The 24,051-nt window shown below is 70.4% G+C and carries 19 protein-coding genes; 12 read left to right on the top strand and 7 right to left on the bottom strand.

Annotated features, from left to right (window positions below; genetic code table 11):
- Positions 1-84: 84 nt before the first annotated feature.
- From DRB96_RS25625 to DRB96_RS25615, 3 genes are all read right to left on the bottom strand, one after another.
- Complete coding sequence (locus DRB96_RS25625) at positions 85-780, bottom strand: gamma-glutamyl-gamma-aminobutyrate hydrolase family protein (protein WP_112450580.1); 696 nt, start codon at positions 778-780, stop codon at positions 85-87.
- A gap of 38 nt (positions 781-818) precedes the next feature.
- Positions 819-2,291, bottom strand: coding sequence for an ethanolamine permease (eat, locus tag DRB96_RS25620; protein WP_239516327.1), 1,473 nt, complete (start codon positions 2,289-2,291; stop codon positions 819-821).
- Positions 2,292-2,438: 147 nt separating this feature from the next.
- Entirely contained in the window at positions 2,439-3,185 is a 747-nt protein-coding gene (locus DRB96_RS25615; protein WP_112450579.1) for an FCD domain-containing protein, read from the bottom strand.
- Positions 3,186-3,262: 77 nt separating this feature from the next.
- Here DRB96_RS25615 and DRB96_RS25610 point away from each other — a divergent pair, with 77 nt between their 5' ends.
- From DRB96_RS25610 to DRB96_RS25595, 4 genes are all read left to right on the top strand, one after another.
- Entirely contained in the window at positions 3,263-4,642 is a 1,380-nt protein-coding gene (locus DRB96_RS25610; protein WP_112450578.1) for a glutamine synthetase family protein, read from the top strand.
- A 124-nt stretch (positions 4,643-4,766) separates the two neighbouring features.
- Positions 4,767-6,131, top strand: coding sequence for an aldehyde dehydrogenase family protein (locus DRB96_RS25605; RefSeq protein ID WP_112450577.1), 1,365 nt, complete (start codon positions 4,767-4,769; stop codon positions 6,129-6,131).
- 4 nt (positions 6,132-6,135) lie between these two features.
- A complete protein-coding gene (locus tag DRB96_RS25600; protein ID WP_112450576.1) occupies positions 6,136-6,927 on the top strand; it encodes a 3-oxoacyl-ACP reductase in 792 nt (263 codons plus the stop codon).
- Between the two features lie 121 nt (positions 6,928-7,048).
- Positions 7,049-8,350, top strand: coding sequence for a haloacid dehalogenase-like hydrolase (locus DRB96_RS25595; protein ID WP_112450575.1), 1,302 nt, complete (start codon positions 7,049-7,051; stop codon positions 8,348-8,350).
- 3 nt (positions 8,351-8,353) lie between these two features.
- Here the strand turns inward: DRB96_RS25595 and DRB96_RS25590 are convergent, their stop codons facing one another.
- Positions 8,354-9,556, bottom strand: coding sequence for an amino acid deaminase/aldolase (locus DRB96_RS25590; protein ID WP_112450574.1), 1,203 nt, complete (start codon positions 9,554-9,556; stop codon positions 8,354-8,356).
- A 309-nt stretch (positions 9,557-9,865) separates the two neighbouring features.
- On the opposite strand from DRB96_RS25590, the gene DRB96_RS25585 reads away from it, so the two are divergent.
- From DRB96_RS25585 to DRB96_RS25575, 3 genes are read left to right on the top strand one after another with little or no spacing between them, the layout of a single operon-like run.
- Positions 9,866-10,579 (top strand): hypothetical protein, encoded by a 714-nt coding sequence (locus DRB96_RS25585; RefSeq protein WP_112450573.1) that lies wholly within the window; start codon positions 9,866-9,868, stop codon positions 10,577-10,579.
- Positions 10,580-10,582: 3 nt separating this feature from the next.
- Positions 10,583-11,797 (top strand): acetyl-CoA C-acetyltransferase, encoded by a 1,215-nt coding sequence (locus DRB96_RS25580; protein WP_112450572.1) that lies wholly within the window; start codon positions 10,583-10,585, stop codon positions 11,795-11,797.
- Between the two features lie 44 nt (positions 11,798-11,841).
- The gene (locus tag DRB96_RS25575; protein WP_112450571.1) at positions 11,842-14,025 is read left to right on the top strand and encodes a 3-hydroxyacyl-CoA dehydrogenase NAD-binding domain-containing protein; all 2,184 of its coding nucleotides are present in this window, start codon (positions 11,842-11,844) and stop codon (positions 14,023-14,025) included.
- Positions 14,026-14,100: 75 nt separating this feature from the next.
- On the opposite strand, the gene DRB96_RS25570 is transcribed toward DRB96_RS25575, so the two are convergent.
- The gene (locus tag DRB96_RS25570) at positions 14,101-14,811 is read right to left on the bottom strand and encodes a 1,4-alpha-glucan branching protein (protein WP_112450570.1); all 711 of its coding nucleotides are present in this window, start codon (positions 14,809-14,811) and stop codon (positions 14,101-14,103) included.
- A gap of 9 nt (positions 14,812-14,820) precedes the next feature.
- A complete protein-coding gene (locus tag DRB96_RS25565) occupies positions 14,821-15,546 on the bottom strand; it encodes a MerR family transcriptional regulator (RefSeq protein WP_112450569.1) in 726 nt (241 codons plus the stop codon).
- Positions 15,547-15,871: 325 nt separating this feature from the next.
- Here DRB96_RS25565 and DRB96_RS25560 point away from each other — a divergent pair, with 325 nt between their 5' ends.
- Complete coding sequence (locus tag DRB96_RS25560; RefSeq protein WP_030587125.1) at positions 15,872-16,780, top strand: aminoglycoside phosphotransferase family protein; 909 nt, start codon at positions 15,872-15,874, stop codon at positions 16,778-16,780.
- An 80-nt stretch (positions 16,781-16,860) separates the two neighbouring features.
- Here the strand turns inward: DRB96_RS25560 and DRB96_RS25555 are convergent, their stop codons facing one another.
- Positions 16,861-17,490, bottom strand: coding sequence for a class I SAM-dependent methyltransferase (locus tag DRB96_RS25555; RefSeq protein WP_030587128.1), 630 nt, complete (start codon positions 17,488-17,490; stop codon positions 16,861-16,863).
- A 343-nt stretch (positions 17,491-17,833) separates the two neighbouring features.
- Between DRB96_RS25555 and DRB96_RS25550 the strand changes: the two genes are divergently transcribed.
- Genes DRB96_RS25550 through DRB96_RS25535 form a run of 4 tightly spaced genes read left to right on the top strand, consistent with a single transcriptional unit; the run spans position 17,834 to position 24,046 of the window.
- Complete coding sequence (locus DRB96_RS25550) at positions 17,834-18,511, top strand: TnsA-like heteromeric transposase endonuclease subunit (protein ID WP_239517761.1); 678 nt, start codon at positions 17,834-17,836, stop codon at positions 18,509-18,511.
- Positions 18,512-18,537: 26 nt separating this feature from the next.
- Entirely contained in the window at positions 18,538-20,811 is a 2,274-nt protein-coding gene (locus DRB96_RS25545; protein ID WP_239517760.1) for a transposase, read from the top strand.
- Positions 20,808-22,112: a TniB family NTP-binding protein gene (locus tag DRB96_RS25540; protein ID WP_239516325.1), complete on the top strand. Its 1,305-nt coding sequence runs from the start codon at positions 20,808-20,810 to the stop codon at positions 22,110-22,112. Before DRB96_RS25545 ends, DRB96_RS25540 begins: the two co-directional genes overlap by 4 nt.
- Entirely contained in the window at positions 22,112-24,046 is a 1,935-nt protein-coding gene (locus tag DRB96_RS25535; RefSeq protein ID WP_112450567.1) for a TniQ family protein, read from the top strand. Before DRB96_RS25540 ends, DRB96_RS25535 begins: the two co-directional genes overlap by 1 nt.
- Positions 24,047-24,051 lie beyond the last annotated feature (5 nt).

The following is a 24,051-nucleotide window of genomic DNA, read 5'->3' as shown; positions in this document are numbered from 1 at the left end:
CCGTGGCGCGGGACCGGGGGCTGTCCCCGGCCACCGCTGGGAGGTGGCCCCGGGCGGGGCCGATGCGGTCGGCGGGACCGGATTTCACCCGGGTGGGGTGGATGCCGCGGTGATCAGGGCTGACATGACGCGGGTGTCCTTGTCGCGTTCCGGGTGCCATTGGACGCCCACGGCCCAGTGGGCGGGGTCGGCCAGTTCGATCGACTCCACCGTTCCGTCGGCGGCGTGGGACGAGGCGATCAGGCCGCGGCCCAGCCGGTCGGCGGCCTGGTGGTGGTAGGTCGGGACCTCCGACTCCTCCGGGACCAGCGCCGCGTACCGGGTGCCGGGGACCGGACGGACGGGGTGCCAGGAGAAGACGCCGTCGCCCACCACGTGGCCGTCGATGTGCTGGATCAGCGTCCCGCCCAGGGCCACGTTCAGCGCCTGCATGCCCCGGCAGATCCCGAGCAGGGGCTTGCGGGAGGCCAGCGCCGCGGCGATGAGCGCCAGTTCCCACTCGTCGCGCACCGTCGCCGGCGCTCCGGTGCGGGGATCGCGCGGAGCCCCGTACCGGACCGGGTCCACGTCCGGGCCGCCCGCGACGACCAGGCCGTCCAGTCGGGCCAGCACCTCCTGCGCCGCCTCCGGCTCGTCCGGCGGGAGCAGCACGGCCGTGCCGCCCGACGCCTGGACGAGTTCGTAGTACCGGGTGGGGACGAGGGCCGTCGGGAGGTCCCACACGCCGTAGCGGGTGGACTCCTCGACGTAGGTGGTGATGCCGATGAGCGGCCTGGGCACGGTGGGTACCTCCGGGGAAGGGGCGGGGGATCCGGGGATCAGTCGCGGGAGAGCTCGGCCTCGGCTTCCGCCAGCGCCGCGAACTCCTCCTCCGGCGCGGAGGCCACCAGGTGGTGGCGACTGTAGAACGCGAAGTAGGCGAGGGCGACGGCGTACACGCCCAGGGCCATGAACGCCGCGTCCTTGTCGACGAGGAAGGTGGCGACCAGGGCGGAGAGGGCGAGCACGAAGGCCACCGTGGAGGTCGCGATGCCGCCGGGGGTGCGGTACGGGCGCTCCAGGCCGGGCTCGCGGCGCCGCAGCACGATGTGCGACAGGGCCATCAGCGCGTACGAGATGGTCGCGCCGAACACCGCGATGTTCAGCATGCGCGGGCCGTTCCCGGTGGCGGCGGCCAGCGCGAAGCCGATCGCGCCGGGGATGAGAAGGCCGAGGTACGGGGCCTTGCGCCGGGAGGTCAGGGACAGGAAGCGGGGCAGGTAGCCCGCCCGGGAGAGGGCGAACAGCTGGCGCGAGCCGGCGTAGATGAGGGAGAAGAAGGAGGCCACGAGCCCGGCCAGGCCCGCGTAGTTGACGAAGGTCTTCAGCCAGGAGAGGCCGGGGTCGCCTTCCAGGGCGACGACCAGCGGGTTGCCGGCGTCCTTGATGGCGTCGGCGCCGCGCGCTCCGGTCGAGGCGAGGAAGGTGACCAGCGCGAGCAGGACCAGGATGCCCATGGAGATCGACAGGGCGCGCGGCACGGAGCGGACCGGGTCCTTGGCCTCCTCGGCGGCCAGCGGAACGCCCTCGACGCCGAGGAAGAACCACATGCCGAAGGGGAAGGCGGCCCAGATGCCGAGGAAGCCCAGCGGCAGCCACGAGCTCGCGCCGGCGGCGGAGGTGTCGACGGCGATGTTGTCGAGGTTGGAGGCGTCGAACTGGGTGAACGCGCCGACGGCGAAGACGATGAGGGCGATCACGGCGATGGCGGTGACGACGAGGGAGAAGCTGAGGGCCTCGCCGACGCCCCACAGGTGGATGCCGATGAAGATCGCGAAGCAGGCGAGGTAGACCGGCCAGCCGGAGGTGAGGCCGAAGAGGTTGAGGGACTCGACGTAGTCGCCGATGAAGATGGCGATGGCGGCCGGGGCGAGGACGTACTCGATGAGGATCGCGGTGCCGGTGAGGAAGCCGCCCCAGGTGCCGAGCGCCCGGCGGGCGAAGCCGTAGCCGCCGCCGGCGGTCGGCAGGATCGCGGACAGCTCGGCGAGGGAGAAGACCAGGCACGCGTACATCGCGCCCATCAGGACGGTGGCTATGGCGAGGCCGCCGAAACCGCCCTGGGCGAGGCCGATGTTCCAGCCGGAGAAGTCGCCGGAGACGACGTACGCGACACCGAGGCCGGTCAGGAGCAGCCAGCCGGCGCTGCCGCGGCGCAGGGTGCGGCGCTCCAGGTAGCCGTCGCCGCCGTTCTCGGGGGATGTGGTGGGTTCGGGCACGGCTGCCAGCCGTGCGCCGGTGTCGTCGGCCATGTGCGCTCCTGCCTAGGGCAATGGTTGTGGGGCGTACCTTTGCTGCTCCGGCGTGGCGGGCGCAAGACCCCTGCGTTAAACAGGGGTTACGAAAACCTCCCGGGGGCTTCCGCGGCCCTCCCCGCCGCTCCCGCGCGCCCGCCCCGCTCAGGCCAGGAACCCCCGCAGCAGCGCCGCCGTGCCGCAGCAGTGCTCGCGCATCACCTCGCGCGCCGCGTCCGCGTCCCGCTCCAGCACCGCCTCCACCAGCGTGCTGTGCTGCTGCTGGGAGTGCTCGAGGTTGCGCACCAGCAGCGGGATGCAGTCCAGCAGGTCGTTCACGGTCGCGCGGACGGCCGCGTACTGGGCCGTCAGGGTGGCGGATCCGGCGAGTTCGCACAGGGTGAGGTGGAAGAGCGTGTCCTGGCGCCGGTAGGCGGCCAGCGGGGCGTCGTGGGTGGCGGCCAGCGCGCCGAGCAGCCGGTCCGTGTCCGGCTCCGACAGCCCCTGGGACGCACACAGTCCGGCCGCGCCCACCTCCAGGACCTCGCGGAAGCGCAGGACGTCCTCGATGTCCACGCCCGCGACGCGCCGGCGCAGCTCCTCCTCGGCGCCCCCGGCCGGGGTGTCGGGGCGGGGCAGCACAAACGTTCCGCCGTACCGCCCGCGCCGGGCCTCCACCAGGCCCTGGTCCTGGAGCACCTTCAGCACCTCGCGGAGCGTGACCCGGCTGATCCCCATCCGCTCGGCCAACTCGCGCTCGGGCGGCAGCCGTTCCCCGCCCGGCACCAGGCCGAGCCGGACGACCTGGAGGATCTGCTCCAGCGCCTCCTCGAAACCGTTGCCCGCCCGCACCTGGCGCAGCACGGGATTGAGCCGCGCGACGGAGTCGCCCTCGCTCGCCGTATCGGTCATCTCGCCTCCTCCCCTTCCCAAGCAATGGTTCTGTTCAATACCTTAGGCGTATTCGGCTCACCGAAGGAGAGATTCCCGTGGTAGACCGCAAGCCGCCGCTTTCGACGGAAGAGCTCCGAGCTCTCGTCGCCAGCGGTGAGATCGACACAGTGGTCCTGGCCTTCCCCGACATGCAGGGGCGGCTCCAGGGCAAGCGGTTCGCCGCCCAGTTCTTCCTCGACGAGGTCCTCGAGCACGGCACCGAGGGCTGCAACTACCTGCTCGCCGTCGACACCGACATGAACACCGTCGACGGATACGAGATGTCCTCCTGGGACCGGGGCTACGGCGACTTCGCCATGCACCCCGACCTCGCCACCCTGCGCCGGATCCCCTGGAACCCGGGCAGCGCCTTCCTCCTCGCCGACCTCGCCTGGGGCGACGGCTCGCCCGTGGTCGCCGCACCCCGGCAGATCCTGCGCCGCCAGCTGGAGCGCCTCGGCGAACGGGGCTACACCGCGATGGTGGGCACCGAGCTGGAGTTCATGGTCTTCCAGGACACCTACGAGCAGGCCTGGAACTCCAACTACCGCGGCCTGACCCCCGCCAACCAGTACAACATCGACTACTCCGTCCTCGGGACCGGCCGCGTCGAACCCCTGCTGCGCCGCATCCGCAACGAGATGCAGGCCGCGGGCCTGGTCGTCGAGTCGGCCAAGGGCGAGTGCAACCTCGGCCAGCACGAGATCGCCTTCCGCTACGACGAGGCGCTGAAGACCTGCGACCAGCACGCCGTCTACAAGACGGGGGCCAAGGAGATCGCCGCCCAGGAGGGCGTCTCGCTCACCTTCATGGCCAAGTACGACGAGCGCGAGGGCAACTCCTGCCACATTCACCTCTCGCTGGGCGACGCCGACGGGCGCAACGCGATGGCGGCGGACGGCCCGGACGCGCACGCCCACGGCGGTATGTCACCGGTGATGCGCCACTTCCTGGCCGGCCAGCTCGCCGCGCTGCGCGACTTCTCCCTTCTCTACGCCCCCAACATCAACTCGTACAAGCGTTTCCGTCCGGGATCCTTCGCGCCGACCGCCGTCGCGTGGGGCGTGGACAACCGGACCTGCGCGCTGCGCGTCGTCGGCCACGGCCGCTCCATGCGCTTCGAGAACCGCCTCCCCGGCGGGGACGTCAACCCGTACCTCGCCGTCGCGGGCCTGGTCGCGGCCGGGATCTACGGCATCGAGCACCAGCTGGAGCTGCCCGAGCCCTGTGCAGGCAACGCCTACACCGCCGACTTCGCGCACGTCCCCACCACCTTGCGCGAGGCCGCCGAACTCTGGGAGAACAGCGAGATCGCCAAGGCCGCCTTCGGCCCCGAGGTCGTCGCCCACTACCGGAACATGGCCCGCGTCGAACTGGACGCGTACGACTCCGCGGTGACCGACTGGGAACTGCGCCGCTCCTTCGAACGCCTGTAGAACCCGAACCCGAACCCGAACCCGAACCCGAACCGGAACCGGAACCCGAACCGGAGCCGTCCCACGGCACCGCATTACCGGATCCACCGCACCCACCGCACCCGAACGTCTGAAAGGCCACCACGTGTCCGACGCGCTGGAAGTCTTGAATCCGGCCACCGAGGAACTCGTCGCCATCGTCCCGGCCGCCACACGGGACGATGTCGACGCCGCCGTCGTACGGGCCGCCGCGGCCCAGCGGACCTGGGCGGCCGCCGCGCCCGCCGACCGGGCGAGACTGCTGCGCCGGTTCGCCGCCGTGGTCGACGGGCACATCGAGGAACTGGCGCAACTGGAGGTCCGCGAGGCGGGCCACACCATCGGCAACGCCCGCTGGGAAGCCGGCAACGTGCGCGACGTCCTCGACTTCGCCGCCGGCGGAGTCGAGCGGCTCTCCGGCCGTCAGATCCCCGTCGCCGGGGGCATCGACGTCACCTTCCTCGAACCCCTCGGCGTCATCGGCGTGATCGCCCCGTGGAACTTCCCCATGCCGATCGCCGCCTGGGGCCTGGCCCCGGCCCTCGCCGCCGGCAACGCCGTCATCCTCAAGCCCGCCGAGACCACGCCGCTCACCGCGCTGCGGCTGGCGGAGCTCGCCCTGGAGGCCGGACTCCCCGAGCACCTGCTGCAGGTGCTGCCCGGCCGCGGGACGGTCGCGGGCGACGCCCTCGTCGAGCACCCGGGCGTGGCCAAGATCGTCTTCACGGGCTCCACCCGGGTCGGCAAGCAGATCATGGCCAAGTGCGCCGACCGGGTGAAGCGGGTGACCCTCGAACTCGGCGGCAAGAACCCCAACATCGTCTTCGCGGACGCGGACCTGGAGGCCGCCGCGGCCGCCGCTCCGATGTCCTTCCTGGACAACACCGGGCAGGACTGCTGCGCCCGCACCCGGATCCTCGTCCAGCGCTCCGCCTACGACCGGTTCATGGAGCTGCTGGCCCCCGCGATCGAGAGCGTGGTCGTCGGGGACCCGAACGACGAGAAGACGCAGATGGGGCCGCTGATCTCGCGGGTGCAGCTGGACCGCGTACGGTCCTACGTCACCGACGACCTCACCGTGGTCCGCGGCACCGCCCCCGAGGGCCCCGGCTTCTGGTACCCCGCGACCCTCGTCACCGGCGTCGGCCCCACCGCGCCCGTGGCCGCCGAGGAGGTCTTCGGACCCGTCGCCGTCGTCCTGCCCTTCGAGGACGAGGAGGACGCCGTACGCCTGGCCAACGCCACCGAGTACGGCCTCGCCGGCTCCCTGTGGACCCGCGACGTGGGCCGCGCGCTGCGCGTCTCGCGTGCCGTCGCCGCCGGCAACCTGTCGGTCAACTCCCACAGCAGCGTCCGCTACTGGACGCCCTTCGGCGGCTACAAGCAGTCCGGGCTCGGCCGCGAGCTCGGACCCGACTCCCTCTCCGCTTTCACCGAGACCAAGAACGTCTTCATCAGCACGGAGGCCTGAAAACATGTCCACTGAGTCCACCGAGATCGTCTGCCGCCGCCTGGTCGGCCGTACCGCCGTCATCACCGGAGCCGGCAGCGGCATCGGCCTGGCCACCGCCCGCCGCCTGGCCTCCGAGGGCGCCAACATCGTCTGCGGCGACATCGACGAGACCGCCGGCAAGGCCGCCGCCGAAGAGGTGGGCGGCACCTTCGTGAAGGTCGACGTCACCAGCCCGGAGGAGGTGGAGGCGCTCTTCAAGACCGCCTTCGACACCTACGGCTCCGTCGACATCGCCTTCAACAACGCCGGCATCTCGCCCCCGGACGACGACTCGATCCTCACCACCGGGCTGGAGGCCTGGAAGCGCGTCCAGGACGTCAACCTCACCTCCGTCTACCTGTGCTGCAAGGCCGCCCTGCCCTACATGCAGCGCCAGGGACGCGGCTCCATCATCAACACCGCCTCCTTCGTGGCCATCATGGGCGCCGCCACCTCGCAGATCTCCTACACCGCCTCCAAGGGCGGCGTACTGGCGATGTCCCGCGAACTCGGCGTGCAGTTCGCCCGCGAGGGCATCCGCGTCAACGCGCTGTGCCCGGGGCCCGTCAACACCCCGCTCCTGCAGGAGCTGTTCGCCAAGGACCCGGAGCGCGCCGCCCGCCGGCTCGTGCACATCCCGCTGGGCCGGTTCGCCGAGCCCACCGAGATCGCCGCCGCCGTCGCCTTCCTCGCGAGCGACGACTCCTCCTTCGTCAACGCCACCGACTTCCTCGTTGACGGCGGCATCTCCGGGGCGTACGTCACCCCCCTCTAGGCCCCACCCCCGCGCCTCCCGCACCTCCCGCACCTCCACGGCAGCCGGGCGTCCCACGACGCCCGGCTGCCGTGCTCCAGCGCCGTGACGATCTTGTAGAGAATGAGGAGGGTCCACCTCAGTGACCCAGCCCAGCTCCCTGCGACGGCTCCAGGCCGTCGGCGCCGCCGTCGCGATAGCCGCCGGCACCCTCGTGGCCGCCGCGCCCGCCGCCCAGGCGGCCCGACCCGGCCCGCACTGCACCACCCCCCGGCTCGCCGCCGGCTGGTACGGGGACAACCGGGCCCGGCTCCAGCAGCTGATCGACGAGTACGGCAGGTGCAACCCGTACCGGCCGAACCGGGCCAAGCCCGTCGCCGTCTTCGACTGGGACAACACCGTCGTCAAGAACGACGTCGGCGACGCCCAGATGTTCTGGCTGCTGCGCAACGGCAAGATCCGCCAGCCGGCCGGCGGCGACTGGACCACCACCAGCCGCCACCTCACCCCGGCCGCCGCCGAGGCCCTGGCCGGCGCCTGCGGCGCGCTCGCCCGGCCGGGCGCCCCGCTGCCCACCGGCACCCCCGAGGGCGCCGGCTGCGCCGACGAGCTGAACGCCGTCTACGGCACCGCCGCGACCCGCTCGGCCGCCCCCGCCTTCGCCGGCTGGGACCGCCGTACGACCGAGCCCGCCTACGCCTGGCTCCCGCAGCTCATGCAGGGCTGGACCGCACGCGAGGTCCGCGGCTTCGCGGCCGCCGCGCGGGCCGAGAACCTGGCCGCGCCCGTGGGTGCCAAGCAGCAGGTCGGCACCTCCACCGCCACCGGCTGGGTGCGCTACTACGACCAGCAGAAGGACCTCATCGGCGGCCTGCAGAAAGCCGGTTTCGACGTCTGGATCAGCTCGGCCTCGCCGCAGCCGGTCGTCGAGGTGTGGGCCGAGGGCGTCGGCATCGACGCCCGCCACGTCATCGGCATCCGCAACACCACCACCCGCGGCGGGAAGTTCACCTCCCACCTGCAGGGCTGCGGATCCGTCAAGGACGGCGCCGACACGATGATCACGTACATCGACGGCAAGCGCTGCTGGATCAACAAGGAGGTCTTCGGGGTCCGCGGCGCCGCGGCCGAGAAGATCCAGCCGGCCGCCCGCCGCCAGGTGTTCGCCGCGGGCGACTCCGACACCGACATCTCGTTCCTGCGGGACGCGACCGCGCTGCGGCTCGTGGTCAACCGCAACAAGAACGAGCTGATGTGCCGCGCCTACGACAACAGCGACGGCAAGTGGATCGTGAACCCGATGTTCATCGAGCCGAAGAAGCAGAAGCCCGCGCCGTACCCGTGCGCGACCACCGGCTTCACCGGCCGCGACGGCACGCCGGGGCCCGTCCTGCGGGGTGACGCCAGCGTCATCCCCGACCAGGCGGACTCCGTTTTCCAGTAGGCCTCAGAGGAAGGTGCGGCCCTCGCCCCGGTAGGTCGGGGCGGTGGCCGTCACCCGGTCTCCCTCGACGAGGTGCAGCTCGTCGAAGCGCTCGCACAGCTCGCCGGCCTTCGCGTGCCGGAACCAGACCCGGTCGCCGATCAGCAGATCGTCGGCCGGGCTGCCGAGCAGCGGCGTCTGCACCTCGCCGGCCCCCTCCTGGGCGTCGTAGCGCAACCCCTGGGGCAGGTACGGGACCGGCAGCCGGTCCGGGCCGGGCGCCCCGGAGGCCGGGTAGCCGCCGCCGAGGACCGTGACGACCCCGACGCCGGGCCGGCGGACCACCGGCTGGGCGAAGAGCGCGGCCGGCCGGCCGCTGAACGAGGTGTAGTTGTCGAACAGGCGCGGGACGTAGAGCCCCGAACCGGCGGCGATCTCCGTGACCGCGTCCTCGGCCGCGGTCTGCTGGACGCTGCCCGTGCCGCCCCCGTTGACGAACTCCAGGTCCGGGACCACGGCGCGGACGGCCCGTACGGCCTCGGCCCGGCGGGCGGCCAGCTCCTTGCGGGCGGCGCCCTGCATCAGGCGGATGGCGCGCGAGCGCACCGGACGCCCGGCCAGCGCGTCGCCGACCCCGGCGAGGTGGCCCTCGTAGCCCATCAGTCCGACGACGCGGAAGCCCGGCCGGGCGCTCACCGCGCGGGCCAGCGCGGCCAGCTGGGCGGGCTCGCGCAGCGGGGAGCGGCGGGCGCCGACACGGACCCTGCCGCCGAAGAGGTGCAGGGCGGTGTCCAGTTCCAGGCAGACCCGGATCTCCTGGTCGCCGCCGTCGCGGGCCCGGTCGATGAGCTCCAGCTGCGCGACGTCGTCGACCATGACGGTCACCGCACCGGCGAGCTTCGGGTCGCCGGCGAGCTCCGCGAAGCCGGCCCGGTCGGCGGACGGGTAGGCGAGCAGCACGTCCTCGAAGCCGGAGCGGGCCAGCCAGGTCGACTCGCCGAGGGTGTACGACATGATCCCGGCGAACCCGGGGCGGGCGAGGACCCGTTCGAGCAGCACTCGGCACCGTACGGACTTGCTCGCCACCCGGATCGGCTTCCCGCCGGCCCGGCGCACGAGGTCGTCGGCGTTGGCGTCGAACGCGTCGAGGTCCACGATGGCGAGCGGGGCGTCGAGATGCGCGGTGGCCCGGTCGTATCGGGCCCGGTCGGCGGCGGGGGAGTTCATGGGCGGCAGCCTGCCAGATGGGTGTACCCGTGGGTAGGGGTTTCGTCGAGCCCGGGCCCTCCCGGGCAGGTCAGCGCCCCGAGAAGAGGTTCCCCGCCGGGGACGGCCCCCGGCGGGGAGAAGCCGACCCGCCCTCGGCGTGAACCGCTGCCCGCGCACCGGGTCCGACCGCTCCGTCCCGGCCCTGACGGGCAGTCGGCCCGCCCGGTGGCCGTCCGTGGGCGGGCCCGGGCGAGAACGCCGGGGCCCGCCCGCGGACGCGTAAAGTAGGAGCAGGCAGCCGGACGGAACGGGGGGCGGAGCCGCCGGATGAGCACGTCCACACCGCACAGCGAGGTCCTGACCGCGCCCGACCTGCCCCCGGCCCCACCGCGGCGGCGCCCCGGACGGGTCTTCGCGGCCGCGCTCAGCGCCCTCCTCGGTCTCGGAGCCACCGGCGCCGCCGGCTACACGGCGTACGCCGGGCACCGCGACGCCCACCGGCCCGTGGCCGCCGACGCCTCCTACCGCAAGGCGGCCGCGCTCTGGCGCTCCGCCCCGGTCGACGCGCTCTTTCCGCCCGTCCTCGACGGAGCCGGCGCCGGGCCCGGCGGCGCCGACCGCACGTGGACCCGTATCGCCCTGGCCCCCGACGCCGAATGCGCCGCCTCGCTCGCCGCCGACTGGCAGGCCCTGCTCGCCGAAGCCGGCTGCACCCGCGTGCTCCGCGCCACCTACACCGACGCCACTCGCAGTTCGCTCGTCACCGTCGGCATGGTCTTCACTCCCGCCGACGGCCCCGCCGACGGCCCGGCCCGGACCGCCCTGCGCGGCCGGCTGACCGCCCCGCCCGGCTACGGCTTCCCGGACGACCGGCGCGCGGCCTGGACCGCCTCCGTGCTCCCCGAGGCCCCCGTCGTCCTCTACGCCGTCTCCGCCTTCACCGACGGCCGGGCCCTGGATGCCCCCCGCCCCGCGGAGGAGGCGATGCGCGAGGAGGCGACCTCCCTCCCGACCTCGCCTCCGCACCCCCGAAAGGCTTGACCAGTGAGCACCGAAGCTTACGTATACGACGCGATCCGCACTCCGCGCGGCCGCGGCAAGGCCAATGGCTCCCTGCACGGAACCAAGCCGATCGACCTGGTCGTCGGCCTCATCCACGCCCTGCGCGAGCGCAACCCCGGCCTGGACCCCGCCACCATCGACGACATCGTGCTCGGCGTCGTCAGCCCGGTCGGCGACCAGGGCTCCGACATCGCGCGGATCGCGGCGATCGCCGCCGGGCTGCCGGACACGGTGGCCGGACTCCAGGAGAACCGCTTCTGCGCCTCCGGCCTGGAGGCCGTCAACCTGGCCGCCGCGAAGGTCCGTTCCGGCTGGGAGGACCTGGTCCTCGCGGGCGGCGTCGAGTCCATGTCCCGCGTCCCGATGGCCTCGGACGGCGGAGCCTGGTTCAACGACCCGATGACCGGCTGGAACACCGACTTCGTCCCGCAGGGCATCGGCGCCGACCTGATCGCCACCATCGAGGGATTCTCCCGGCGCGACGTGGACGAGTACGCCGCCCTGTCCCAGGAGCGTGCCGCCGCCGCCATCAAGGACGGCCGCTTCGCCAAGTCGGTCGTCCCGGTCACCGACCGCAACGGCCTGGTCGTCCTGGACCACGACGAGTTCGTCCGCCCCGGCACCACCGCCGACACCCTGGCCAGGCTGAAGCCCTCCTTCGCGGACATCGGCGACCTCGGCGGCTTCGACGCCGTCGCGCTGCAGAAGTACCACTGGGTCGAGAAGATCGACCACGTCCACCACGCGGGCAACTCCTCCGGCATCGTCGACGGCGCCTCGCTCGTCGCGATCGGCTCCCGCGAGGCGGGGGAGCGGGGCGGCCTCGCGCCGCGCGCCCGGATCGTCTCGGCCGCCGTCTCCGGCTCCGAGCCCACCATCATGCTCACCGGCCCCGCCCCGGCCACCCGCAAGGCCCTCGCCAAGGCCGGGCTGACCATCGACGACATCGACCTGATCGAGATCAACGAGGCCTTCGCCGGCGTCGTGCTCCGCTTCGTCAAGGACATGGGCGTCTCCCTGGACAAGGTCAACGTCAACGGCGGCGCCATCGCGCTCGGCCACCCGCTCGGCGCCACCGGAGCGATGATCCTCGGCACGGTCGTCGACGAACTGGAGCGCCAGGACAAGCGCTACGGGCTGGTCACCCTTTGCGTCGGCGGCGGCATGGGCGTCGCGACCATCGTCGAACGCGTCTGATCCGTCCTGATCCCTGATCCCACCCCTGACACGGAAGTAGCGACATGAGCGAGTCCACCACCATCCGCTGGGAACAGGACGAGACCGGCGTCGTCACCCTCGTCCTCGACGACCCCAACCAGTCCGCCAACACGATGAACCAGGCCTTCAAGGACTCCATCGCCGCGGTCGCCGAGCGCGCCGAGGCCGAGAAGGACTCCATCCGCGGCATCATCTTCACCTCCGCCAAGAAGACCTTCTTCGCGGGCGGCGACCTGAAGGACATGATCCGGCTGCGCCCCGAGCACGCGCAGCTGGCCTTCGACACCGGCACCGAGATCAAGCGCTCGCTGCGCCGCATCGAGACCCTCGGCAAGCCCGTCGTCGCCGCGATCAACGGCACGGCCCTCGGCGGCGGTTACGAGATCTGCCTGGCCTCCCACCACCGCGTGGCCCTCGACGCGCCCGGCTCCAAGATCGGCCTGCCCGAGGTCACCCTCGGCCTGCTCCCCGCCGGCGGCGGCGTCACCCGCACCGTCCGCCTGATGGGCATCGCCGACGCGCTGCTCAAGGTCCTGCTCCAGGGGACCCAGTACAACCCGCGGCGCGCCCTGGAGAACGGCCTCGTCCACGAACTGGCCGCCACGCCGGAGGAGATGCTCGCCAAGGCGCGCGCCTTCATCGACGCGAACCCGGAGTCGAAGCAGCCGTGGGACGTCCCCGGCTACAAGATCCCGGGCGGTACGCCGTCCAACCCGCGGTTCGCCGCCAACCTCCCGGCCTTCCCCGCCAACTTGAAGAAGCAGCTGAACGGGGCCCCGTACCCGGCCCCGCGCAACATCCTGGCCTGCGCCGTCGAAGGCGCCCAGGTGGACTTCGAGACCGCGCTGACCATCGAGGCCCGCTACTTCACCGAGCTGGTCACCGGGCAGACCGCCAAGAACATGATCCAGGCGTTCTTCTTCGACCTCCAGGCCGTCAACGCCGGCCGCAGCCGCCCGCAGGGCGTCGCACCGCGCACGGTCACCAAGGTCGCCGTCCTCGGTGCCGGAATGATGGGCGCCGGCATCGCCTACTCCTGCGCCCGCGCGGGCATCGAGGTGGTGCTCAAGGACGTCACCCCCGAGGCCGCCGCGAAGGGCAAGGCGTACACCGAGAAGCTGCTCGACAAGGCCCTGTCCCGGGGCCGCACGACCGAGGCCAAGCGCGCCGAGCTGCTCGCCCGGATCACCCCGACCGCCGAGGCGGCCGACCTCGCGGGCTGCGACGCCGTCATCGAGGCCGTCTTCGAGGACACCGCCCTCAAGCACAAGGTGTTCCAGGAGATCCAGGAGTTCCTCACCCCCGACGCGCTGCTCTGCTCCAACACCTCCACGCTGCCCATCACGGGCCTCGCGGAGGGGGTTTCGCGCCCCGTCGACTTCATCGGCCTGCACTTCTTCTCGCCGGTCGACAAGATGCCGCTGGTCGAGATCATCAAGGGCGAGCGCACCGGCGACGAGGCCATCGCCCGCGCCTTCGACCTCGTACGGCAGATCAACAAGACCCCGATCGTGGTCAACGACTCGCGCGGCTTCTTCACCTCGCGCGTCATCGGCCAGTTCATCAACGAGGGCGTCGCGATGGTCGGCGAGGGCATCGAGCCCGCCTCGATCGAGCAGGCGGCCGCGCAGGCCGGTTACCCGGCCAAGGTGCTCTCCCTGATGGACGAGCTGACGCTCACCCTGCCCCGCAAGATCCGCAACGAGACCCGCAAGGCCTTCGAGGCCGAGGGGCGGGCCTGGCCCGAGCACCCGGCCGACGGGGTCATCGACCGGATGGTCGACGAGTTCGGGCGCCCCGGGCGCAGCGGCGGCGGCGGCTTCTACGCGTACGACGAGAGCGGCAAGCGCGCCGGGATCTGGCCGGGCCTGCGCGAGCACTTCACCAAGGCGCCAGGGGACGGATCCGTCGAGATCCCGTTCGAGGACATGAAGGAGCGGATGCTCTTCTCCGAGGCGCTGGACACCGTCCGCTGCTTCGACGAGGGCGTCCTGACCTCGTACGCCGACGCCAACATCGGCTCGATCATGGGCATCGGCTTCCCGGCCTGGACCGGCGGGGTCATCCAGTACATCAACGGGTACGAGGGCGGCCTGGCGGGCTTCACGGCCCGCGCCCGAGAGCTGGCCGAGCGCTACGGCGAGCGGTTCACCCCGCCGGCCTCGCTGGTGGAGAAGGCCGGGCGCGGCGAGACGTACGCCGACTGACCCGCACCGACTGACCCGCACCGCGCGTCGCGCGTTCCCGGGGCCCGCGAGCCCCGGGAACGCGTGCGGGACGGGTCAGGCGGTGTCGGTCGCGCAGGAGCGCAGCGTCGCGAACAGGCCCCGGTGCGCGGCGCCGTCCGGGGCGGTCCAGCCGGCGGTCAGCCGGCCGAAGGCCGCGTCCGGATCCGCGTGCCCGTGCCCGTTCCCGTGCCCGTCCGTGTTTCCCCGCGCCTCGGCCCCGGGCCGCAGCAGGCGCGTCAGGCCGAGCACCCGCGCGCCCGCCACGACGACGTCCGTGCCCCGCGCGGTGTCGCGGACCTCGGGCCGTTCCCCCGGGAGCGGCGCGGGGATCTCCGGCCCGTCGAACAGTGCCGTGACGGACGGGTCGGGCACATCGCTGTCGCACTGGTCCTGCGCCACGGCGCGTCCCTGGAGCAGCGCCAGCAACTGGCCGACGAGCACCGGGTCGTGGGCGCCGTCGTAGATCCACCGCTTGCCGAGCACCCCGTGTTCCGACGTGCCCACCAGACCCGCCCCGGCACCCGCGAGCGGGCCGCCGCGGTAGGTGAGCGGCACGAGGTACGAGGTCTCGCGCCCGCCCGAGGTGTCGGTGAGCACCATGAACTCGATGCCGACCTCGCCCTCCGGGTCGTCGAGCCGGAATCCGCCCGACCGCGCCAGCGCGGGCTCCGGGCCCGTGGACACGTACCACGGCCGCGTCGGCAGCCAGGCGGAGACGAGCTCCAGCTTGCCCGGCTCCATCGTGGTGTTGTAGATCATCGCCATGGCCCGAAACTACCCCTCCGGGACGAAGGCGGCACGCAATTCCTCCTTGAGCGAGCGCTGGAAAGCGGTCACCAGGGCCTGCACCACCATCGGCTGCATGTGCGCGGACAGCGCCTTCATCGACTCGACCCGCTCGGGATCGCTCTCGCCCTCCGTGAACGGCCCCCACACCTCGTCCCGGAACAGCGCGGTCAGCTCGTGGGCGGCCGTCCGCGCGTGCTCCAGCAGCACCTTGCGCGCGACCAGGATCGTCTCGTGCGCGATCGGCACGTCGAGCAGCGCGACCCCGAGCCGCAGCAGTCCCACGTCCACCCGGAAGCCCTCCGGATCGGGCGACAGCACGTTCATCGCCGTCAGCCGCCGGATGTCGTTCTCCGTCAGGGCCCGCCCGGCCCGCTTCTCCAGCTCCGCGCGCGAGGCCTTGAGCGCCGCGTCCGGGGCCCAGGTCGCCACCAGCGCCCGGTGGATGGCCAGATCGTGCGCGCTCAGGTCGTCGGGCAGGGCGTCCAAGTAGCGCTCGATGGCCGACAGGGTCATGCCCTGGTGCTGCAGCTCCTCGATCAGCGCGAGGCGCGACAGGTGCTCGGGGCCGTAGTGGCCCACTCGACGGGGTCCGATCACGGGAGGGGGCAAAAGCCCGCGGGTGCTGTAGAACCGTACGGTGCGGACGGTCACGCCCGCCCTGGCGGCCAACTCGTCGACGGTGAGCGCCGGGTCCGGTGCCTGGGTGGTCATGGGCTCTCCGCTCGCTCTCTGATCAGCGCGTCTCGTGTTCAACAGTATTGCTGTCGCACCAACGATGTGAAACGGCAAGGAGCTGCCCATGCCCACGAAACTGCGACTGCTGTGACCGTTCGCGATAGTTGGCGGATGTTCGCGATAGTTGGCGAGCCGACGTCAGAGAGCGATCACGCAGAGTTACTGTCCGGTCGAGCTGAAGCTGGCAGAGTCTCACTCGGTCTCACCTGGCCTGGCAGATCCTCAAGGGATCGAGGTACGTACAGCGGTCGCCTCGGGAAAATGACTGGCGGCGGCGAAGCCCGGGCAGAAGGCTCTCACCGTGACACTTCATGAGAACGAGATCCGTGTGAATGAGACGGTCGTCCGGTCACTGCTGCGGGAACAGCGACCGGAGTGGGCCGACCTCCCCATCTCGCCGGCCGGTGCGGGCACGGACAACACGATGTACCGGCTCGGCGACCAACTGCTCCTGCGGCTACCGCGCACCCCGGACAACGCGAAGGCCGTACGGAAAGAGCAGACCTGGCTGCCACGGCTGGCGCCAGATCTTCCCTGTCGCATCCCGGAGCCGGTGCACAACGGCACGCCGAGTTCCGCATTCCCGCTCGCCTGGTCGGTGTACCGCTGGATCGATGGCGAGGAAGCCGGTCCGGGATCGGTCAGAGACTGGGCCGCCTTCGGAGGTGACCTGGCGACGATCGTGCAGAGCCTGCATTCCATCCCCCTCATGGGAGCCACTCGCCAGGGCGGGCTCAGCTGGTACCGCGGAGGTGGCCTGCACGCTTGTGACCGGTGGATCAGCGGGTGCTTCGACAACTGCCGAACGATCCAGGGCCTCGACCTCGACATCGCGCATCTGCAACACCTGTGGCAGAGCGCGCTCACCCTGCCCGAGCCTTCTGCCCGCCATGTGTGGCTCCACGGAGACCTCAAACCCACCAACCTTCTGGTCCAGCAGGGGAAGCTGCACGCCGTCATCGACTTCGGAGGCCTCTCAGTCGGCTTTCCCGACGCCGAGCACTCGCCTCTGTGGGATTTTCCACCCGGGGCCCGACAGGCGTACTGGGACGCCACAAGCCTCGACGACGTGACATGGCTGCGTGCCCGGGCGTGGGCCATCGCTGTCGGAGTCAGCGGGGTGTCGTACTACTGGGGCACCTATCCCCTTTTCGTCAGCGAATGCTTGTCGCGTCTCCGCGCGATCCTGGAGGCTATCGGCGAGCAGTGAACCAGTCCCGCACGTGGCGCTTCAGACGAACTTCATCCACGCGGATCTACACCACTCCGTCCCAGGCCACGGGGCACGCTCTAGGGGCGGCGGGCCAACAAATGGGCGTCGAGGAAGCCCCGCTCGGAGGCCGGGTCGTGGAGCAACCGAGCAACCGTGACGAGCCCGGCCCCGGCCAGCAACTCGGCAAACCGCTCGGCCGGCCAGCTATAGGCGGGCGTCACTTTGTGATCGAAGCGGACCGGCTCCGGTCCTTCGGTCCCGAAGAACGACACCAGGAGCAGGCCCCCTGGTGCCAGGACACGCACCTGCTCGGCGAGCAGTGCGGGCAGTTCCCCAGGCGGGGTATGGATCATCGAGTAGTGAGCCAGCACTCCGCCGAGCGCGCCGTCCTCGACCGGCAGGGCCTCCATTCGCGCTTCGTCGAACCGCAGCGCCGGATGGGCCCGCCGGGCGTGGTCGACCATGGCCGGGGAGAGGTCGAGCCCGAAGGCGTCCAGCCCCAAGTCGTGCAGCATGGCCGTCAGATGTCCGGGCCCGCACCCGACGTCGGCTGTCCGCAGGTTCCCCGTCCCACGCACGAGCTCGGCGAAGGTGCCGATCATGTTCCGCGCGAACGGCTGCGTCTCCAACCGATTAGCGAACATCGACGCATACAGCTCGACAACCCCGTCGTAGGCCGTCCTGGTCTCGCCCTGGTGTTCCAACACGGGAAGGAAACTAACACCCGTGCCGTTCGCAGCCGTTGCCCGGCCCCATACCTACCCTTCCCCTCGGGACTGATCGTTCCGTCACCTGATCACGAGACACCCTCAGTAGTTCGGAGAAAGGACAGTTACGGACAACTGCGGTGATCCGTGCCGACTGCAGGGGACTCCGTGCTGCTCTGGATGGGTGCTCCGTCCATCGCCTGTCTTGATCCGTTCCGATTCGTGCGTACTCAGTGATCTACTCACTCCGTACGTCGGTCTCGCCGAGTTCGAGTCAAGGCTGGTTACGGACGACGGGTGGCCGCGTCGGTGGACAGTGACGTGGCGGGTCGGGGAGGGCAAGGTGACCTGGCCTGTTCGTGACATGGCCTCGGTGCCGGTGCTGTCGTCCAGGGTGATCCGGGGGTTTACGTGGCGAGCTGGCCAGGGGCACCGGCCAGGTCTGCAGTTCATGGTGTCGACGGGTCGGCTTCACGGGTTCGAGTCGCTGGAAGAGCAACAGCTTCTGCTGGAGCTGGACTACTTCGGGGTCGCTGAAGTCCTGCCGCAGCCGTTCCGCCTCGACTTTGACAGCAGCGAAGGCAAGAGGTGGCACGTCCCGGACTTTCTTGCGGTAATGCCCGACGGAGGGCTGTGGCTGTTCGACGTCCGCCCCGAGGGCTTGATCGAGGATGACGACGCGATGAAGTTCGCGGCAACGGCACAGTCAGCATCGGCCTGCGGCTGGCGATATTCGGTCGCAGTTGGCTGGCGGCCTCACGTCCACAGCGTGCTCGACCACCTGTCGTCGCAGCGTCGGCCGCTGGTCGATCAGCTGGGCCTCCAGCGGGAGCTTGAGGACGCTGTTGCACGCGGGGTGGACAGGTTCGGCGACCTGGTGGAGGGAACATGCCTTCCGGCCGTCGCTCGTGCTCACGCTACTCATCTGCTGTGGTGGCGGAGGCTCGGTGTTGATCTGGGCAGTCCGCTGGGGGATGGCTCGCTGATCTGGCGGGGCCGCGCATCGGCCGGGGGGTCGTGATGGCTGCGGGACACGGTCTGCTGGACATGGAAATCGGCAGCGTGCTGCAGTTGAACGGCGTCGAGTGGACGGTGACAGCAGCGGAGCCTCAGTTCAGCCGGTTCGTCCTGACGGATGGTGAGGGCCGGGAGGAGACGAGGTCGATCCGCTGGCTGATCCACCACCCGGATGCGAAGGCCGCGGCGAACCGGCCGACGACGTTCGTCCCCGTCGGCCGGCAGGCGAGGTCGCTGGACGACCTGACCGAAGGACAGCGCAAGCGGGCCCGGATCAGGGCTGAGCACGTGCTGGAGGCGGAGACCGGCTTCCGGGACGGCCGGGCCGACCGGGCCCGGCCCGGTGAACCACGGCCTGCCTACGATCCCGAGCGGACGTTGCTGAGCGAGCGCCGGCGAGCGAAGGCGTCCGAGCTGAAGGCCCTGCCGCGCCAGGAGGCCGAGATGCTGGGGCTTCGGTTCATGAGCGAGCGAACGCTGGAACGGCTGTCCGCGAGATCCGGGGACAGCCTGCTGCTGGCCTGCGCAGACGGCCGCTGGACCCGCCGCAGCGGGGGCCATCCCAGTGTCACTGAGGAAGTCCGCAAAGCGATCTTCGCGGTGAAGCGGGAGTGCAGAAACCGGTCCTCGATCACCATGGCCGCCCGGCATCGCCTTATGCACCAGTACATCCGGGAGACCTTCCCGTCCTTTCCTGTCAAGGACATCCCGTCGCGGATCACCTTGATGCGAGTCTGGCGGGAATGGTTCGGAAGCGGCGGGGCTCGGGCCCGTTACGCCCGTTCGGCTGAGGACGCCGAGGACGCGGACGTCGGACGGCGACTGATCGTCCACCGCCCGGGGCAGGTGATCGCTCTGGACTCCACGCCGCTGCCGGTCAAGTTGCGGGAGAGCGTGTTCGGCGAGGCGGTGTCGGCGACCCTGACGCTGGGGCTCGATCTCTACACACACTCTGCCCCGGCTTTCAGACTGACGCTGGAGTCCGATACGTCGGTCGATGTCGCGATGCTGCTCAGAGACGTGATGCTGCCCCTGCCGATGCGCGAGGGCTGGGGCCAGGACATGGAATGGCCCTATCCAGGGGTGCCATCCGAGGTGATCGCGGAGTTCGCCGGACACGACGTCGCCGCCCTTCCCTTCTTCGCACCCGAGACGGTGACCACCGACCACGGAAGCGTCTACAAGAACCACGACCTGGTGGAGGCGGAACGGAGCCTGGGCTGCAACATCCTTCCGGCCCGAGCCTTCCGGGCCAGCGACAAGTTCGCCGTCGAGCGCGCCTTCTCCGCGTTCAAGACCATGCTGTTCGAGCATCTGCTGGGCTTCACCGGCACGGACGTCGCTGACCGCGGCGCCGACCCGGAGGCTGACGCGGTGATGACCCGCTCGCAGATGGAACACGTCATCGCGACCTGGATCGTGAAGGTCTGGCAGAACCACCGGCTCGGTGAATACGCGCCGTCCTGGGGGCCGGAAGAGGACCACAGCCCCAACTCACTGTTCGCCGCGGCCATGCACCAGGGCGGCTGGTCGATGCAGATTCCCGGCCCTGAGCTCTACTACAAGGTCTTGCCCAAGCACCACGTCCAAGTTCACCCCCGCCGCGGAGTGAAGATCCTCGGGCTCTGGTATTACGCAGACCTTCTGCAGGAGTCCCGATTCCTGCGGCCCTCGGGCCGGGGCGGCAGACACGCCGACAAGTGGGTCGTCAGCAGCGACCGCCGGGACCGGCGCCGGGTCTTCCTCCAGGACCCGGACGATCACGAATCCTGGCATGTGCTGCGATGGACCGGGCTTCCCCCGGAAGGCGAAGTCCCGGCCTTCTCCGACAAGACCGCAGCCGAAGTGCTGGCCACCGCACGTCAGCGCCGACTCGCTCCTCGCTCGGACGCCGACCTTCTGTCGCTGCTGCTGGAGATCCTCGGCGAGGCGGCACCCGTCGATCAGTGGCCGACCCAGCGAGACGAAAAGCAGGAGAAGGGGAAAGCGGCGAAGAAGAAATCGCAGAAGCGAGCCCGAATCGCCCGCTCGCGCGAGATCTCCCGCGCCGAGACGGCCGCCGCCGACCGGATCGCGGGCCGGCCTGCCGAGCCGCAGGACTGGCAGGAACAGGCCCGCACGGTCGGTCAGGCCGTGACCGCCGACCGGCGCCGCCGCCGCGAGGCTGCCGTGACCGCCGACACGTCCGTGCCCCGGCTCCTGAACGAATCTCTCAAAAGCCGCCACCTGTTCCTGATGCCGTCCGTTCTGGCGGGCGACGAAGACGTGGATGAGGACACGGCCGACACCGAGGAGAATGTGTGAGGCTCGACGACCTCCCGGCAGGGCGGCTGGACGGCCTGCCCTCCCGCCGCCAGATCGCCGCCATGATCCTTGGCCCCGAGTCGCACCGGCACTCCTTCACCGGCTGGCAGCATTACCGCACCACCCGCGACCAGTTCATCCCGCCGCCTCGGCTCACCATCAGGCAGTACCAGATGCTGCCGACCGAAAGACGCTCGGACTACGACATCTACCGGCGTCTGACCAACGTGAACCTGCCGGTCCAGGAAACGCCGATGCTCGAAGGCGTGACGCGGCTGATCGACCGGCGCCTGCAGGGCAACACGCTGCGACGCAACAGCCCCACGATGCCGGGCGTGATGGTCAGCGGCTGGGGCAATCACGGCAAGACCGCCACGGTCTGCTCGGTTGCCGCGGCATTCGAGGATCAGTGGCTGGATTTCCACCACCACCTCAACCCGGAATCCGTCCCGGGCACGTCGGACCTGCACGCACCGGTCGTTTATGTCCAAACGCCTGTCACCGCCACCCCGAAGAGTCTCTGCGAGTCGATCCTGAACTTCTTCGGGCCCGAACGCTGGAAATTCACGCTCCCTCAACTGATCCAACTGGTCGCCGACTGCCTGCGAGACCACGGGGTCAAGGTTCTGATCATCGACGACATCAACCGACTGCGGATGCACCGCGCCGACGATCAGGACGTTCTCGACCTCATCCGGGCCCTGATGAGCTTCAACGTCACGCTCATCCTCACCGGAGTCAACATCCCTGGCACCGGCCTGCTGCGGGAAGCCCACTTCAGCCGCCGCGACCGCCAATGGGTGCTGCCACCGCTGGAGACCACACGCGTCCACGGCCTCGAAGTCACCCAGATCGAGCGGCGCTTCGAACTCGTGGAACTCGACCACTTCTCCTACTCGACGCCCTCCCAGATCCAGGCGTTCGTGAAGCACCTGCGAGGAGCCGAGGCCCACCTGCGGCTCTTGAAGGCGAAGAAGGGCATGCTCACAAACGGCTCGATGCCCGAATACCTGATGAACCGCACCGGAGGGGTCATCGGTCTACTCGGCCGGCTTCTTGAGGAGGGCGCTCAGGAAGCCATGGCCACCGGCAAAGAGAACATCACCGAGAACCTGCTCGACGAGATCATCATCGGCCGGGATATCCCCGCTGAGGAGGCCGGGCCGGCACCAACAGCTGTCCCTGCCGAGCCGGACGACGGCAAGAAGGTCACCAGGAAGACACGCAGGGCACGCAATACCGTCTTCGACGACCGCGGGCCACGAGTCGACCCCGAAGCTCCTGCCGAAGCAGCGAGTTGATGCAGCGACCGCCCGCCGAACCCATGCCCCGCAGCCTGATCCCACTGCCGGGAGAGAGCATGGCCGGGTTCATCCTGCGGCTGTCCCATCGACTGCACGTCGCGCCCAGCAACGTCACGTGGCGCACGGGCCTGACCCCCTACCGCGTCACAGGCGGAATGTCGCCCGTCCGCCACCTGCTCATGATGGAGCCCCCTGGGGCGTCCGCGTTCGCGCACGCGACCCGCATGCCTACCGCGACCGTCGAACGGCTCACACTCCTGCCCTATCTCGGCCGCTATCCCCCCGTCGCCGAAGCCCTCACACGACAACCGAACGACCCGCCCCGCGCCCGGAACGTCTTCCCTTCCTGGCTCCTCGTCGGTTCCACTCGCTACTGCCCGGCCTGCCTCAAGGGCGACGGATCAGTGATCCAGGAACGACACGGAGGTGCCTGGCGATTGCTCTGGCACTTGCCCGTCGTCTTCGCATGCCTGGAACACCAGGTCCTGCTCCAAGACACATGCCCTGCCTGCCAGCATGCTGCCCAGAGCCGGCACCCCGAGGGCCGTCTCAAACTCGTTCCGTCTCCATCGACAGCAGGCCTCCACCCACTTCAATGCCGCAACAGCAGCATCAGCACAAGCGCCGGGAGAGCATTCTGTGGTCACCGGCTCGACGACGGCAGCGGCCTCAACCAGATCCGCCTCAGCCCTGAACTGGACGGCTTGCAGCGCACGATCCTCGACTGGCTCAGCCCGTCCGCGACTCCCCAGACCGCCTTCCATAGGTTCGCGGACCTGCAGGTCATGGCCTCGATCGTCAACGCGACCTGGCCACACACTGCAGACGCGACCCACCTTCCCCACGTGCTGACGGCAGCCCTTGACGAGCAGCACGCCGCCCAGCAGCAGGCAGCCGAATCCGTTGGCGGCAAACCACCCCACCGAGGGAGCCGCCACCCCAGCCTCTGGAGCACCGAACCGAGATCCTCAGCGGCCACGGCCGCGTTGCTCACCATCGCTCACACCCACCTCCGGCAACCCGTCCACCAACTGCGAGAGACCCTGACCTCCCTGCTTGAGCACGCACCGGAGACCCCCGATCGCCGCTGGGGCGCAACATGGGTCACCCTGCAACGCGACGCTTCCCCCTTGATCCGGCACGAGATCGACAACGCCTTCAGACGGCGCTTCCCCGCGCAACATCCTCCCGGCTCGTCCGATCAAGCCGATCGGACCGCTTGCGTCATCCCCGTCCGCGCACGTGGCTACCAGGCCGAGAACATCCCTCAGCACCTCCCTGACGAGTGGTTCACCCTCCTCAGCCAGGCCTCCCGTCCGAAGTTCCTGCCACGATCACCGCAGACCAATGGGCTGCGAAGAGCAGTCGCGGTTCAACTCGTCCAAGCTGTCACCGGCATGCGCATGGACGAAGCCGCCCGGTTCCTCGGCATCCCCACCAACTGGCTCGGCCCGTTCCCCGCCCCGCTACATCCCCTCCGTTTGATCTTCCAGAAGAAGCCCTACGACCTGGCCGGCGCCCTTGAACAGCTCGCCGAACACATCGCCGCTCTGCCTCAGCAGGTCGACTACAGGCAGCGCCGCGAGTCCTTCCAGCCCTGGAACCTCTCCACCGCTACCTGGAACAAGATCTGCCGCACCGTCCCCACCACGAGGATCGTTCGGTCAGACGACCAGTTCCGCGAGTGCTCCTCCGCGTTCGTCTGGTCACTCCTCACGGGCAGTGAATGGAAACTCGCCCCATGCTTCCTGCCGCCTCACTCGCCCGAGGGTCGGACGTTCACGCAACAGGACTCCAAGATCATCCAACGCCTCTCCTGCCCACCCGATCGCACCTGGAAGGCGGTGGCTGACCTCCTACGGCAGGCAGCCCACAGAAACCTCGCCTCGTGGGAGAGACGGCACCAGCAGCGACGCTCCGTGAGCAGCTAAGCCCC

Origin of the sequence: Streptomyces sp. ICC1, from assembly GCF_003287935.1 — a bacterium.
GTDB classification, from domain to species: Bacteria; Actinomycetota; Actinomycetes; order Streptomycetales; family Streptomycetaceae; genus Streptomyces; species Streptomyces tritrimontium.
Note: the sequence above shows the minus strand (reverse complement) of the source record. Positions and strands in the feature narration are given on the sequence as shown.

Excerpts from the sequence above, each read along its gene's own strand:
- DRB96_RS25565 (WP_112450569.1), bottom strand. The coding sequence starts at position 15,546 with ATGACCACCCAGGCACCGGACCCGGCGCTCACCGTCGACGAGTTGGCC.
- DRB96_RS25545 (WP_239517760.1), top strand. The coding sequence starts at position 18,538 with ATGGAAATCGGCAGCGTGCTGCAGTTGAACGGCGTCGAGTGGACGGTG.
- DRB96_RS25615 (WP_112450579.1), bottom strand. The coding sequence starts at position 3,185 with ATGACCGATACGGCGAGCGAGGGCGACTCCGTCGCGCGGCTCAATCCC.
- DRB96_RS25575 (WP_112450571.1), top strand. The coding sequence starts at position 11,842 with ATGAGCGAGTCCACCACCATCCGCTGGGAACAGGACGAGACCGGCGTC.
- DRB96_RS25600 (WP_112450576.1), top strand. The coding sequence starts at position 6,136 with ATGTCCACTGAGTCCACCGAGATCGTCTGCCGCCGCCTGGTCGGCCGT.
- DRB96_RS25590 (WP_112450574.1), bottom strand. The coding sequence starts at position 9,556 with ATGAACTCCCCCGCCGCCGACCGGGCCCGATACGACCGGGCCACCGCG.
- DRB96_RS25585 (WP_112450573.1), top strand. The coding sequence starts at position 9,866 with ATGAGCACGTCCACACCGCACAGCGAGGTCCTGACCGCGCCCGACCTG.
- eat (WP_239516327.1), bottom strand. The coding sequence starts at position 2,291 with ATGGCCGACGACACCGGCGCACGGCTGGCAGCCGTGCCCGAACCCACC.
- DRB96_RS25570 (WP_112450570.1), bottom strand. The coding sequence starts at position 14,811 with ATGGCGATGATCTACAACACCACGATGGAGCCGGGCAAGCTGGAGCTC.
- DRB96_RS25535 (WP_112450567.1), top strand. The coding sequence starts at position 22,112 with ATGCAGCGACCGCCCGCCGAACCCATGCCCCGCAGCCTGATCCCACTG.